Source organism: Thauera phenolivorans (genome assembly GCF_001696715.1).
GTDB lineage: Bacteria > Pseudomonadota > Gammaproteobacteria > Burkholderiales > Rhodocyclaceae > Thauera > Thauera phenolivorans.
The window spans coordinates 701,383-713,900 of record NZ_MBFM01000001.1 but is presented as its reverse complement, the minus strand read 5'-3'; the positions used below and the strand labels follow the sequence as shown (position 1 = coordinate 713,900).

Below are 12,518 nucleotides of genomic sequence, written 5' to 3'. Positions count from 1 at the left end.
ATGGCAGTAGCAGCCTTGAAGGAATACGTCGGCGTTTCGCGCGACCGCGTCGAGAACTACCACGGCAAGCAGCTCGTTTATGTGGCGTGGGACTACCACATGTTGTTCGCCGCACCGTTCATGTTCTGCGTCGAGCCGCAGATGAAGCTGGGCGATCTCGTCCGCGGCCCGCTGAGCGCGCTGATGCAGCCGGATCCGGATGCGGCCTCGATCGACTGGAGTAAGGTCGAATGGCTCAAGCTGGGCAAACCCTGGACGCCCGACTTCGAGCGCAGCATCGAAGAGAACGGCATCGGCCACAAGGAACAGCTGCGTTTCCGCACCCCGGGCCTCAACACGCTGCGCGACGCGGCTTAAGGGAGAAGGGCAGATGAGCTACGAGCTGACCATCGAGCCACTGGGTCAGACGATCGAGATCGAGGATGGCCAGACCATCCTCGACGCGGCCCTGCGTGCCGGGATTTATCTCCCGCACGCGTGCTGCCACGGCCTGTGCGCGACCTGCAAGGTGCAGGTCGTCGATGGCGAGGTGGAGCACGGGCAGGCGTCGAGCTTCGCCCTGATGGATTTCGAGCGCGACGAGCAGAAGTGCCTTGCGTGCTGCGCTACCGCGCAGAGCGACCTTGTGATCGAGGCCGACATCGAGGACGATCCCGACGCCGAGAACCTGCCGGTGCGGGATTTCGACGGCGTGGTAACCCGCATCGAGACCCTGACGCCGACCATCAAGGGCGTCTGGATCAAGCTCGATGAGCCGGCGGGAATCCGGTTCCAGGCCGGACAGTACGTCAATCTAGAACTGCCGGACGGGATCGGCAGCCGGGCGTTCTCGATCGCCAGCGCGCCTTCGCAGGCGGGTGACATCGAACTCAACATCCGCATCGTGCCGGGCGGCCAGGGCACCGGCTATGTGCACGAGCGGATGAAGGTGGGCGAGCGAACCCGCGTTTCGGGACCCTACGGGCGCTTCTTCGTCAAGAAGTCGGCGCGGGTGCCGGTGATCTTCATGGCCGGCGGATCCGGCCTGTCGAGCCCGCGCTCGATGATCCTCGACCTGCTCGGCGAGGGCTTCGAGCTGCCGATCACGCTGGTCTATGGCCAGCGGACGCGTGAGGAGCTCTACTACCACGAGGAGTTCCTCGCGCTGGCGGAAGCCCACCCCAACTTCCGCTACGTGCCGGCGCTATCGCACGAGCCAGAGGCTTCGGACTGGCGGGGCTTTCGCGGTTTCGTGCATGAAGCGGCAAAGAGCGCCTTCGACAACGACTTCCGCGGTCACAAGGCCTACCTGTGCGGTCCGCCGCTCATGATCGACGCCTGCATCAGTACCCTGATGCAGGGACGGCTGTTCGAGCGCGACATCTACACCGAGAAGTTCCTGTCGGCGGCTGACGCCCAGCAAGTGCGCAGCCCGCTGTTCAAGGCGATCTAACTGTGCGATAGAAATGGAATCGGGGGCGCAAGCCCCCGTTTCCGTTCTTGCCGTGCCACCGTGAGGCGTCTCAGGAGGCGGCCGCCACCCTCGGCTGCAGCCGATCGTCGAAATCGTCCAACGACGGAAACGCGAGCGGCGCGCGCTGTTCGAGCGTCAGCAGGTGCGCGCGATACTGTTCCAGGCAGTCCCGGCGCGCCTCGGCGCTGATGTAGGGCACGTGGAAGGCGACGAAGGGCGGCAGGACGGTCAGGCCGACATAGCCGAGCATGCCGCGCTGAATGGGCTGCAGCAGCACCTCGAGTTCGCCATGTACCGCGCCCGGGCCGAACATGTGTGCCTGGCCGCCGAGCGAAAACGCGAGCATCGCCTTCTTGCCCCTGAGGCCGCCGCGATCGTAGATGCGGGTACCGCCGTAGCAGTAGCCGGAGACGAACACGCGGTCGATCCAGCCCTTCATGATCGCCGGCATGCTGTACCAGTAGATCGGGAAGTTGAAGATGACGAGATCGGCCCATTTGATCTTCTCGAGTTCGGCGGCGATGTCGGGCGCGAACGTGCCGCTGGCGAAGGCATGGCGCTGCTCGAGTGCGTACACAAGGTGGTCGGTGTTGGCGCGATCACGGAAGTCGTCGGCGCTCGCGACCGGGTTGAATTTCATCTCGTACAGGTCGGAGACGAGGACTTCGTGCCCCTCGCCCTGCAGCACCTCGACCGCGAGATTCATCATCGAGGTGTTGAAGGACTTGGGTTCGTTGTGGGCATGCACGATCAGGACATTCATGGACGGCTCCGAAGCGATGGAAGATGACCCCACTGTAGAGTGGCGTGCGCAGCGCCCGTACTGGCGATAATGACGATCTTTGTGCGGATACTGCCAACATGAGGATGCCGCCCCGGCGCGCCGCGATTCTCGCCCTCGACGGCTGCTACGCCTCCAGTCTCGCGGGCTTCGCCGACGTGTTGCAGGTCGCCAATGCCCACCTGCACCGCCACCAGCGCATGAGCGGCGTTGCTTTGGCCAGACCGTTCGCCTGGCAGTTCGTCGCACGCGACGGCAGGCCGGTGACCGCCTGCAACGGTCTGACGCTCGGTGTCGATTCGGCGCTTCCCGATGAAGCGTTCGACCTCGTTTTCATTCCTGGGCTGTATTACGCAGGGCGCGCCGCATTCGAGCGCCTGCTGGATGCATCCGCGCCGCATCGCGAGTGGTTGCGCGCCCAATGGCAAGGCGGCGCAATGCTGGCGGCCAACTGCACCGGCACCTTCGTGCTCGCAGAGACCGGCTTGCTGCGGGGCAGGACAGCCACGACGACGTGGTGGCTGGAACGGCTATTCCGCGCTCGCTTTCCGAGTATCGACCTGCAACTGCGGGCGATGGTGACCGAAGCGGATCGTCTGTGCTGTGCGGGCGCGTCGGCCTCTTACCTGTTGCAGGCGGTGCGCATGGTGGAGCACTTCTGCGGGCCGGGCGTAGCCGGGCTGACGGCGAAGACGATGCTGATCGACACCAGCCAGACGACCCAACTGCCCTTCCTGCCGCTGCAGGCGGAAACTGAACATGGCGACCCGATGGTCGCGCGCGCCCAGGACTGGCTGCAGAAGCACCTTGCGGAACCGGTCAGGCTGCCGGCGCTGGCGGCCGCGCTCGCAGTCAGCGAACGCACGCTGATCCGGCGCTTCGGCAGCGTGCTCGGCACGACGCCACTCGCCTACCTCCAGAAGCTGCGCGTGGACACCGCCCGGATGCTCCTTGAGCGCCACGACAGGCTCGGCATCGAGGAAATCGCCGCCCTCGTCGGCTACCTCAACGGTAGCTCCTTCACGCGGCTGTTCCGCGCCCAGGTGGGGATGACGCCGGCGGCCTATCGCAGCCGGTTTGCATCGGCAGGGGCCGGCTGGCGAGCGTCATAAGCCTTGCGCGGGGGGAAGAGGCACACGTCGCGGGATGCGCGGCGGCTTCTGATACCTTTCGAGTATGGAGAGTAAAGAAAGAAAGTATTAGATGGTATCTCGCGATCTTCCTAGACTGTGATCTGTACTTCGCGACCTGCCCGTGTCGCACGACGACCGGCGGTAAGCGCCGGTTGCAAACGCCGGTTTCGGCTGCACCGAGTCAACCAGGAGGGGGAGATCCATGCGTTCCATCCAGAACTTCATCAACGGCGAATTCGTCGCCGCCGAGAGTGGCAAGCGTTTCGACAAGCGTTCGCCGCTCGATAACCGCGTCATCGCGTCGATCGCCGAGGCTGGCCGCCCCGAGGTGGATGCCGCGGTCAAGGCCGCGCGCGCCGCGCTGACGGGCGAGTGGGGCGGGCTGAGCACCGACCAGCGCGTCGAGCTGCTGTACGGCGTAGCCAACGAGATCACGCGCCGCTTTGACGACTTCGTCGAGGCCGAAATGGCCGACACCGGCCAGCCGCATCACGTGATGACGCATGCCTTTATCCCGCGCGGTGCGGCCAACTTCAAGGTGTTCGCCGACGTCGTCAAGAACGTGCCGAGCGAATCCTTCCAGACCCCGACGCCGGATGGCCGCGGTGCGCTGAACTATTCGATCCGCGTGCCCAAGGGCGTGGTCGGCGTGATCTCGCCCTGGAATGCGCCCTTCCTGCTGATGACGTGGAAGGTCGGTCCGGCGCTGGCCTGTGGCAACACCGTGGTGGTCAAGCCGTCGGAGGAAACCCCGCTGACGACGACGCTGCTCGGCGAGGTGATGAACGCGGTCGGCGTGCCGAAAGGCGTGTTCAACGTCATCCACGGTTTCGGGCCGGACTCGGCGGGCGAATTCCTGACCCAGCACCGCGGTGTGGACGCCATCACCTTCACCGGCGAGACCACCACCGGAACGGCCATCATGCAGGCGGCGGCGAAGGGGATGCGCGACGTGTCCTTCGAGCTGGGCGGCAAGAATGCCGGCATCGTGTTCGCCGACTGCGATTTCGACGCCGCGGTGGACGGCATCTTCCGTTCGTCCTTCCTCAACTCGGGGCAGGTCTGCCTGGGCACCGAGCGCGTGTACGTCGAACGGCCGATCTTCGAGCGCTTCGTGCAGGCGCTGAAGGCGAAGGCCGAAGGCGTGAAGTTCGGCCGTCCGGACGACCATGCATCCAATTACGGCCCGCTCATCAGCCAGGAACACCGCCAGAAGGTCCTTTCCTACTACCGCAAGGCTGTGGAAGAGGGCGCCACCGTGGTGACCGGTGGCGGCGTGCCCGACGTGCCGGCCGACCTGGCCGACGGCGCCTGGGTGCAACCGACGATCTGGACCGGTCTGCCGGAAACCGCCACCGTCGTGCGCGAGGAAATCTTCGGGCCGTGCTGCCACATCCGTCCGTTCGACCACGAGAACGAGGTGGTGGCGCTGGCCAACGACAACGAATACGGGTTGTCGACCACGATCTGGACGACGAACCTGTCCCGTGCCCACCGCGTCGCGGCGCGTGTGGAGGTCGGCATCACCTGGATCAACAGCTGGTTCCTGCGCGACCTGCGCACCGCCTTCGGCGGCTCCAAGCAATCGGGCATCGGCCGCGAGGGCGGCGTCCATTCGCTGGAGTTCTACACCGAGACCCGCAACATCTGCGTCAAGCTCTGAGGCCTTCCATGGACGACAACAAGATCACGCAATACGGCGACGAGCTCTACGAAGCCTGGCTCGCCCGCCGCACCGTGCCGCCGCTGCGCGAGCGCGAACCCGACATCACGATCGAGGACGCCTATCGCATCCAGGAGCGCTTCGTGGCGCGCCGTGTGGCGGCCGGTGAAACCATCGTCGGCAAGAAGATCGGCGCCACCAGCAAGCCGGTGCAGGATTTTCTCGGAGTCTATCAGCCCGATTTCGGAATGCTGACCTCGGGCATGGTGTACCAGGAGGGCGACACGATCGACCTCGGCACCCTGATCCAGCCCAAGGCCGAGGCCGAACTCGCCTTCGTGCTGAAGCAAGACCTGCAGGGCCCGGGCGTCACCGCGATGGACGTGATCCGTGCCACCGACTACGTGCTGGCCTGCTTCGAGATCGTCGATTCGCGCGTCACCGACTGGAACATCAAGATCCAGGACACGGTGGCGGACAACGCCTCGTGCGGCGTCTATGTGCTCGGCCGCACGAAGGGCGACCCGCGCAAACTCGACATCACGCTCGCCGGCATGCTGGTGGAAAAGAACGGAGAGCTGTTCTCCACCGGCGTGGGCGCCGCGGTGCAGGGCTCGCCCGCGAACGCGGTCGCCTGGCTGGCGAATACGCTCGGCACCCTGGGCATTCCGTTCAAGGCCGGCGAAGTGATCCTGTCGGGCTCGCAGTCGGCGCTGGTGCCGGTCGCCGACGGCGACGAACTCGTATGCACTGTCGGCGGCCTCGGAAGCTGCCGGGTGAAGTTTTCCGGAAGGAGTGCGGCATGAAGGCCAATCTGACCCTGGCGCGCGAGGACATCGTGCGCCTGTGCGAACGCGTGGAGGGCGCGCAGACCCGCGCCTACGCGATCCCCAAACTCACCGACGAGTATCCGGCGATGACAATCGCCGACGGCTACGCGGTGCAGAGCGAACTGCGCCGCCGGTTCATCGCCCAGGGCCACCGGCTCGTCGGCTGGAAAGCCGGCCTGACCTCGAAGGCGAAGATGCAACAGATGGGGGTGGACGTTCCCTCGATCGGCTTCCTCACCGACCGTATGGCGCGGCCCGAGAACTCGGCGATCTCCACCTGCGACCTGGTGCATCCGCGCGTCGAGTGCGAGGTGGCCTTCGTGCTGAAGAAGGAACTGCGCGGCCCCGGCTGCAGCCGTGAAGACGTGCTTGCAGCGACCGACTACGTGGTGCCGGCGGTCGAGATCATCGACTCGCGCTTCTCCGGCTTCAAGTTCGATCTTGCCAGCGTGGTCGCTGACAACGGCTCGTCGGCGCGCTTCGTCGCCGGCGGTCGCGCCCGCTATGCCGAGGAACTGGACCTGCGCACGCTCGGCGTGGTGCTCGAGAAGAACGGCGAGATGGTGGCGATGGGCGCCTCCGGCGCGGTGCTCGGCCACCCGACGGAGGCGATCGCGATGCTGGTGAACATCCTTGCTGAGATGGACGAGCACCTGCCCGCAGGCAGCTTCGTCATGAGCGGTGGCATCACCGAGGCGGTCGCGGTCAAGCCCGGCGACAACGTGGTCGCGCGCTTCCAGGAACTGGGCAGCGTGTCGATGCGTTTCGTCGAGTGAAGGGGACTGAGCAATGCCGATTATCGAGATGCACATGATGGAAGGCCGCACCGCCGAGCAGAAGTCGGCGGCGGCGCGGGCGGTCACCGACGCCCTGGTGCACAGCCTGGGGGTCAGGGTGGACGCGGTCCGGATCATGATCACCGAACACCGTGCCGACGGCTTCTTCGTCGCCGGCCAGACGATGGCACAACGCACGGCCGCACAAAGCGCGCCGATCAGCGAGGAACAGGACTGATGAAGAAGATCAAGTGCGCCCTGATCGGGTCTGGCAACATCGGCACTGACCTGATCTACAAGATCAAGCGCAGCGCGGTGCTCGAGCCGGTGTGGATGGTGGGGATCGACCCGCAGTCCGAGGGGCTGCGGCGCGCCAGCGAGATGGGGCTGAAGACCACCGCCGAGGGCATCGACGGCCTGCTGCCGTACGTCCTCGAGGACGGCATCCAGATCGCGTTCGACGCCACCAGTGCCTATGTGCACGCCGAAAACAGCCGCAAGCTCAACGCGCTCGGTGTGATGATGATCGACCTCACGCCGGCCGCGATCGGCCCGCTTTGCGTGCCGACGGTGAACCTGCGCGAGCATGCCGACCGGGTGGAGATGAACGTCAACATGATCTCCTGCGCGGGGCAGGCGACGATCCCGATCGTCAATGCGGTGTCTCGCGTGCAGAGCGTCGACTACGCCGAGATCGTGGCCAGCCTGGCGTCGAAGTCGGTTGGTCCCGGCACCCGCGCTAACCTCGACGAATTCACCTTCACGACCTCGAACGCCATCTGCGTGGTGGGCGGTGCCCGCCGCGGCAAGGCGCTGGCAGTGATCAACCCGGCCGAGCCGCCGATGATCATGCGCAACACGATCTACTGCGTGACCGACGACGAGCCCGACCAGGCCCGCATCACCGAATCGATCCTGCGCATGATCGCCGAGGTACAGACCTACGTGCCGGGCTACCGGCTGGTGAACGGGCCCGCCTTCGACGGCAACAAGGTGTCGGTGTTCATGGAGGTCGCCGGCCTCGGCGACTACCTGCCGCGATATGCCGGGAACCTCGACATCATGACCGCCGCGGCGACGCGCACCGCCGAGATGTTCGCCGAGGAGATCCTCGCCGGAAAAATTCAGCTCAAGATCAGGGAGGCAGCATGAACATCGATTCGACCGCGCTCAAGGGCCGCAAGGTCATCCTGCACGACATGTGCCTGCGCGATGGCATGCATGCCAAGCGCGAACAGATCAGCGTCGAGCAGATGGTCAAGGTGGCCACCGCGCTCGACGACGCCGGCATCCCCTACCTGCAGGTGACGCACGGCGCGGGGCTCGGCGGCAATTCGCTGCAACACGGCTTCGCACTCGCGAGCAATGAAGAGTACATCTCGGCGGTAGCGTCGCGGATGAAGCGGGCGAAGGTTTCGGTGCTGCTCGTGCCGGGGCTCGGCACGATGCGCGAGCTGCAGTCGGCCTTCGATGCGGGCGCGCGCAGCGTGCACGTCGCCACCCATTGCACCGAGGCCGACACCTCGCCGCAGCACATCGCCTACGCCCGCAAGCTCGGCATGGACACCACCGGCTTCCTGATGATGGCCCACCTCAACGACCCGGCCGGCATCGCCCGGCAAGGCAAGCTGATGGAGTCGTACGGGGCGCAGACGATCTACGTCACCGACTCCGCTGGCTACATGCTGCCGGAGGACGTCACCGCCCGCATCCAGGCCCTGCGCGAGGTGCTCGCGCCCGAGACCGCAATCGGTTTCCATGGCCATCACAACCTAGGGCTGGGCATCTCGAACTCGCTCGCGGCGATCGCCGCCGGGGCAAGCCGGATCGACGGCTCTGTCGCCGGGCTGGGCGCGGGGGCCGGCAACACGCCGCTGGAAGTCTTCCTCGCCGTATGCGAGCGCATGGGCATCGAGACCGGTGTCGATCTGTTCAAGCTCATGGACGTGGCCGAGGACCTCGTCGTGCCGATGATGGACCACATCGTCCGGGTCGACCGCGACTCGCTGACGCTCGGCTTCGCCGGGGTGTACTCGACCTTCCTCCTTCATGCCAAGCGGGTCGCCGAACGCTTTGGCGTGCCGGCGCGCGACATCCTGGTCGAGCTTGGCCACAAGAAGATGATCGCGGGTCAAGAAGACATGATCCAGGACACCGCGATGACGATGGCGAAGGCGCGCGGCTTGCTGACGGACGCCGCGGCCTGAGCGCCGGGACCTGGGCCATATGCCCGGTCAACGACAAGAAGGAAGGAGGGCTGCGATGACGGATTCGAGAGAGACAGGCCGGGAGCTGGCGGTGGTCGTCGGTGCCACCGGCGACTTCGGCCAGGCGATCGTGGCGCGGCTGCGCGCCGAAGGCCTGCGCGTCATCGCCGTCGCGCGCAGCGCGGCGTCGCTGGCAGTGCTCGCCGGCGGCGATCCGGACATCGTGGCGTGCGAGGCCGACATTGCGTCCGACGCGGCGGTCGCGCGCATCGCCGCCGTACTCGACAGGCCGGTCCGCATGGTCGTGCACGGTCCAGGTGTCGCCGTGGCCGGCGGCATCCTGGCCGCAGCGACCGAGTCGGTGGTTGATGCGGTGAACATCAAGGTGGGCGGCATGTTGCGCGTCGTGCGCGCGGCCGACTCGCGGCTGGCCGAGGGCGCGCGACTGGTCGCGATCGGCGGCCATTACGGCCTCGAGCCCACCGCCTATGCCGCCGCGGCCGGGGTGGCGAACGCGGCGCTGATCAACGTCATGCGGCAGCTCAGCCTCGCCTACGGTCCGCGCGGCATCACCGCCCACACCATCGCGCCGGGGCCTGCCGACACCGCACGCCTGCACCGCGTGGCCGCCAACCGCGCCACGCTGCGTGGGATCGCCGTCGATGCCGTGCTGGATGAAATGAAGGCGGAGTCGTCGATCGGCGCCTTCGTCACGCCGCAGCAGGTGGCGTGGGCGGTTGCGCTCCTGCTTGCACCCGAGGCTGATGCGATGACGGGTTCCACCCTGATGCTGGACGCCGGCCGTCGGCGCGGCCTGCCCTGAACCGAGGAACAACCAAGCATGCCAATTCTTCATTTTCATCTCGCCGAGGGGCACTACGCTACCGAGCAGCACGAGCGCCTGCTCACCGAAGCGAGCCGCTTCTTCGCCGACGTGCTGCGCTGCCCGATCGACCGTGTCCGGGCCTTCATCCACCTCTACCGTCCCGAGCTGACCGCGGTGGGCGGGGTGCCGGTCAGCCGCGAGGGGACGCGGGCGCCGTACTTCAGCTTCATCGTCATGGAAGGGCGGCCGCTCGAGGAGCGCCACCGGCTGCTAGCCGGATTCACCGACATCGTCGCCGACGTGCTCGGTGTCGAGCGCAGCCTCGTCCGGGGCGGGATCGTCCCGGTGCAGCCCGAGAACTGGTCGATCGGCGGCGAGCCCGCGAGCGTGAGGCGCCGCGACGAGATCGCCGCGCGCGCCACGCCCAGGCGCTAGCGGTTGCACGCCAGCTCGGGCTCCACCCGGCGAAGATCAATCTCCGGGGAGGCGCGATCGCCCTCGGTCATCCCTGGGGGCGACCGGGGTGATCCGCACGGCCACCCTGATGGCGGCGATGCAGCGCGACGCACGCCTGCGCCACGGCATGATCAGCATGTGCATGTGCATCGGGATGGGTCCTGCGGGCGTGTTCGAAGCGGTCCGACAAGCCCGCAGCGCTCCCGCAGGATGCCCGTCAGTCCGCCGCGGAAGCGTTCGCGCCTTGCAGCCGGTCGAGCCAGCCGCCGATGACGAGGCGCGCCGCTGCCGCCAGCGCCGCACCATGGCGCCGGGCGTCCGCGCGCAACGCGCGCGGGTCGACGCCGGCCTGGGCGAGCTCGCAGCAGTGGCCGACCAGCCAGCGCTCGATGCGGCTGGCGTCGGCTTCGAGGTGGAACTGCAGGCCGAGCACCGCGTCGCCGATCGCGAAGGCCTGCTGCGCGCAGCGGTCGGTGCCGGCCAGCAGCCTGGCGCCCGCGGGCAGCGCGAAGCGGTCGCCGTGCCAGTGCAGCACCGGCACGCCGCCGAGCGGCGCCAGCGTGGACTCCCGGCCGTCGTCCGTCAGCGTCAGTGCGCCGAAGCCGATTTCCTTGTAGCCCATGGGCGCCACCGCGGCCCCGAGCGCGCGCGCGATCAGCTGCGCGCCCAGGCAGATGCCGAGCAGCGGACGGCCGCTGGCCAGGCGCCGCTCGATCAGGTGCAGCTCGGCCGCCAGAAAGGGATAGACGTTCTCGTCGAAGGCGCCGAGCGGGCCGCCCAGGGCGACGACGAGATCCGCCGATCCCGCATCGACCGCCGACAGCTCGTCCACGGCGGGATCGAGGTAGCGCACCTCGAAGCCGCGCTCGCGCAGCAGCGGCGCCAGCGTACCGAGGTCTTCGAAGTGGATGTGGCGCAGGGCCAGGGCGATCTTCATGAGGTCAGCTCCGTCAAGCGCAGGGAAAACACCGCGATCGGCTCCGTCGTTGGCCTGCGACGAGACAGGCCAGGACCGGATGCAGCGCGCGTCGTCCGCAGGCACCCGAACGTGCTCCGCGTTCGGGTTCAGCCCCGCGTTTCACGCGGCCGGCGGTCATCCACGCAATCCCGTGAGAGGCTAACATTCATGCCTGCGGCGGAGTAGGAGGGGCGGCGCGATCGTCGCCTGTGCGCCGTCAACTACCGAGGGCCGACTCGATGTCCATCGAACGCATAACGAACGCCATCCGCCTCGAGTTCTCCCCGGGCAGGGAGGTGCATTCGGACCTTTCCGGCGCTGCCTTTACCGATGACTGGCTGTGGGTGGCGGGCGACGAGGCCTGCGCGGTCGACCGCCTGCGCCATCTCGAACCGGTGGGCGGAGAGCTGCTGCGATTTGGCGAGGGGCGCCGCTTCCCGCTCGCCGAACTGCTCGACCTGCCCGGCGATGCTGGCGAAGAGGCCGACATCGAGGGCATGTCGGTCGCCGATGGCTACCTCTGGGTGGCGGGGTCGCACGGGCTCAAGCGCAAGAAGCCCAAGGACGACCGCGGCGACGGGCGGAACGCACGCCGGCTCGCGAAGCTCAAGCTCGACCCCAATCGACGCCTGCTGGCGCGCCTGCCGATCGAGATCGACGCCGACGGCGCGCCCTGCGTGGTCCGAAAAACGAAGGACGGCCGGCGTGCGTCGAGGCTGAAGGGGAATGCCGATTCCAACCGGCTGATCCGCGCGCTTGCGGACGATCCCCATTTCGCGCCGTACCTGGACTTGCCGGGCAAGGACAATGGCTTCGACATCGAGGGCATCGCCGCGGACGGCCACCGGCTGCTGCTCGGGCTGCGCGGGCCGGTGCTGCGCGGATGGACCGCAGTGCTCGAGATCGAGGTCGAAGCGCGGCGGAAGCATCTGCGGCTGGTGCCGCTCGACGACGATGGCACCCTGATCAGGAAGCACTTCCTGCAGCTCGAGGGGCTCGGGGTCCGCGATCTGCACTATTCGGGCGACGACCTCTACATCCTTGCCGGTCCGACGATGGTGCTCGACGGTGACATCCACGTCTTCAGGTGGGCGGGCGCGAAGCCCTGCCTGGCGGCCAACCGCGCCCCGGTGCGCTTCGAGACCGGGGTCGAAGCAATGCTCCCCCTGCCGCACGGACGCGGGACCGATCAGGCCGAGGCCTTCTGCAGGCTGCCCGCCTCGCTCGCGAAGAAGGGTGCGGACTGGATCGCGCTTTACGATACGCCGGGCCCGGATCGCAAGGCGGGCGAAGGCGTCGTTTTCGGCGACATGCTGCGGCGTGGCTGAGGCTGGGGCCGCCGGCGTGTGCACGAAGGGCCGAAGCCGGCCTCAGGGCTCGAGCCACAGCACCTTGTCGTCCTGCGGGTCGAAGGGGGCGGAAAAATGCTCGTGGA

14 protein-coding genes and 1 pseudogene are annotated in these 12,518 nt (G+C 67.3%); 13 read left to right on the top strand and 2 right to left on the bottom strand.

The genetic code is table 11. From position 1 onward, the window contains the following. Complete coding sequence (locus tag BB334_RS03365) at window positions 1-357, top strand: phenol hydroxylase subunit P4 (protein WP_068804289.1); 357 nt, start codon at window positions 1-3, stop codon at window positions 355-357. 13 nt (window positions 358-370) lie between these two features. After that, entirely contained in the window at window positions 371-1,432 is a 1,062-nt protein-coding gene (locus tag BB334_RS03360) for an NADH:ubiquinone reductase (Na(+)-transporting) subunit F (RefSeq protein WP_068804287.1), read from the top strand. A gap of 70 nt (window positions 1,433-1,502) precedes the next feature. Here the strand turns inward: BB334_RS03360 and BB334_RS03355 are convergent, their stop codons facing one another. After that, window positions 1,503-2,216: an NAD(P)H-dependent oxidoreductase gene (locus BB334_RS03355; protein ID WP_068804286.1), complete on the bottom strand. Its 714-nt coding sequence runs from the start codon at window positions 2,214-2,216 to the stop codon at window positions 1,503-1,505. A 98-nt stretch (window positions 2,217-2,314) separates the two neighbouring features. Between BB334_RS03355 and BB334_RS03350 the strand changes: the two genes are divergently transcribed. The 10 genes and pseudogenes from BB334_RS03350 to BB334_RS18385 form a co-directional block, all read left to right on the top strand. Beyond that, window positions 2,315-3,346, top strand: coding sequence for a GlxA family transcriptional regulator (locus tag BB334_RS03350; protein WP_083200251.1), 1,032 nt, complete (start codon window positions 2,315-2,317; stop codon window positions 3,344-3,346). Between the two features lie 223 nt (window positions 3,347-3,569). After that, window positions 3,570-5,030: a 2-hydroxymuconic semialdehyde dehydrogenase gene (locus BB334_RS03345; RefSeq protein ID WP_068804284.1), complete on the top strand. Its 1,461-nt coding sequence runs from the start codon at window positions 3,570-3,572 to the stop codon at window positions 5,028-5,030. A gap of 8 nt (window positions 5,031-5,038) precedes the next feature. Beyond that, the gene (dmpE, locus tag BB334_RS03340; protein ID WP_068804282.1) at window positions 5,039-5,836 is read left to right on the top strand and encodes a 2-oxopent-4-enoate hydratase; all 798 of its coding nucleotides are present in this window, start codon (window positions 5,039-5,041) and stop codon (window positions 5,834-5,836) included. After that, on the top strand, window positions 5,833-6,636 hold the full coding sequence (gene dmpH / locus BB334_RS03335) for a 2-oxo-3-hexenedioate decarboxylase (protein WP_068804280.1): 804 nt from the start codon (window positions 5,833-5,835) through the stop codon (window positions 6,634-6,636). Before dmpE ends, dmpH begins: the two co-directional genes overlap by 4 nt. Before the next feature lie 13 nt (window positions 6,637-6,649). Further along, window positions 6,650-6,874 (top strand): tautomerase family protein, encoded by a 225-nt coding sequence (locus tag BB334_RS03330; RefSeq protein WP_068804278.1) that lies wholly within the window; start codon window positions 6,650-6,652, stop codon window positions 6,872-6,874. After that, a complete protein-coding gene (locus BB334_RS03325) occupies window positions 6,874-7,788 on the top strand; it encodes an acetaldehyde dehydrogenase (acetylating) (protein ID WP_068804276.1) in 915 nt (304 codons plus the stop codon). Before BB334_RS03330 ends, BB334_RS03325 begins: the two co-directional genes overlap by 1 nt. Next, entirely contained in the window at window positions 7,785-8,843 is a 1,059-nt protein-coding gene (dmpG, locus tag BB334_RS03320; protein ID WP_068804273.1) for a 4-hydroxy-2-oxovalerate aldolase, read from the top strand. The genes BB334_RS03325 and dmpG overlap by 4 nt, the downstream gene beginning before the upstream one ends. A 55-nt stretch (window positions 8,844-8,898) precedes the next feature. Then, window positions 8,899-9,666: an SDR family NAD(P)-dependent oxidoreductase gene (locus BB334_RS03315; protein ID WP_068804271.1), complete on the top strand. Its 768-nt coding sequence runs from the start codon at window positions 8,899-8,901 to the stop codon at window positions 9,664-9,666. Window positions 9,667-9,684: 18 nt separating this feature from the next. Further along, window positions 9,685-10,104, top strand: a complete 420-nt coding sequence (locus tag BB334_RS18390; protein WP_068804269.1) for a tautomerase family protein — start codon at window positions 9,685-9,687, stop codon at window positions 10,102-10,104. Then, window positions 10,092-10,309: pseudogene (locus BB334_RS18385) on the top strand (acetyl-CoA C-acyltransferase); the annotation flags it as partial. The gene BB334_RS18390 and the pseudogene BB334_RS18385, both read left to right, overlap by 13 nt. A gap of 33 nt (window positions 10,310-10,342) precedes the next feature. On the opposite strand, the gene BB334_RS03305 reads toward BB334_RS18385, so the two are convergent. Next, the gene (locus BB334_RS03305; protein WP_068804267.1) at window positions 10,343-11,062 is read right to left on the bottom strand and encodes a glutamine amidotransferase; all 720 of its coding nucleotides are present in this window, start codon (window positions 11,060-11,062) and stop codon (window positions 10,343-10,345) included. A 260-nt stretch (window positions 11,063-11,322) separates the two neighbouring features. On the opposite strand from BB334_RS03305, the gene BB334_RS03300 reads away from it, so the two are divergent. After that, the gene (locus BB334_RS03300) at window positions 11,323-12,411 is read left to right on the top strand and encodes a DUF3616 domain-containing protein (RefSeq protein WP_068804265.1); all 1,089 of its coding nucleotides are present in this window, start codon (window positions 11,323-11,325) and stop codon (window positions 12,409-12,411) included. Window positions 12,412-12,518 lie beyond the last annotated feature (107 nt).

Bases quoted from the DNA above. Each gene is read 5' to 3' on its own strand.
- BB334_RS03365 (WP_068804289.1), top strand. From the start codon at position 1: ATGGCAGTAGCAGCCTTGAAGGAATACGTCGGCGTTTCGCGCGACCGC.
- BB334_RS03360 (WP_068804287.1), top strand. From the start codon at position 371: ATGAGCTACGAGCTGACCATCGAGCCACTGGGTCAGACGATCGAGATC.
- BB334_RS03355 (WP_068804286.1), bottom strand. From the start codon at position 2,216: ATGAATGTCCTGATCGTGCATGCCCACAACGAACCCAAGTCCTTCAAC.
- BB334_RS03350 (WP_083200251.1), top strand. From the start codon at position 2,315: ATGAGGATGCCGCCCCGGCGCGCCGCGATTCTCGCCCTCGACGGCTGC.
- BB334_RS03345 (WP_068804284.1), top strand. From the start codon at position 3,570: ATGCGTTCCATCCAGAACTTCATCAACGGCGAATTCGTCGCCGCCGAG.
- dmpE (WP_068804282.1), top strand. From the start codon at position 5,039: ATGGACGACAACAAGATCACGCAATACGGCGACGAGCTCTACGAAGCC.
- dmpH (WP_068804280.1), top strand. From the start codon at position 5,833: ATGAAGGCCAATCTGACCCTGGCGCGCGAGGACATCGTGCGCCTGTGC.
- BB334_RS03330 (WP_068804278.1), top strand. From the start codon at position 6,650: ATGCCGATTATCGAGATGCACATGATGGAAGGCCGCACCGCCGAGCAG.
- BB334_RS03325 (WP_068804276.1), top strand. From the start codon at position 6,874: ATGAAGAAGATCAAGTGCGCCCTGATCGGGTCTGGCAACATCGGCACT.
- dmpG (WP_068804273.1), top strand. From the start codon at position 7,785: ATGAACATCGATTCGACCGCGCTCAAGGGCCGCAAGGTCATCCTGCAC.
- BB334_RS03315 (WP_068804271.1), top strand. From the start codon at position 8,899: ATGACGGATTCGAGAGAGACAGGCCGGGAGCTGGCGGTGGTCGTCGGT.
- BB334_RS18390 (WP_068804269.1), top strand. From the start codon at position 9,685: ATGCCAATTCTTCATTTTCATCTCGCCGAGGGGCACTACGCTACCGAG.
- BB334_RS03305 (WP_068804267.1), bottom strand. From the start codon at position 11,062: ATGAAGATCGCCCTGGCCCTGCGCCACATCCACTTCGAAGACCTCGGT.
- BB334_RS03300 (WP_068804265.1), top strand. From the start codon at position 11,323: ATGTCCATCGAACGCATAACGAACGCCATCCGCCTCGAGTTCTCCCCG.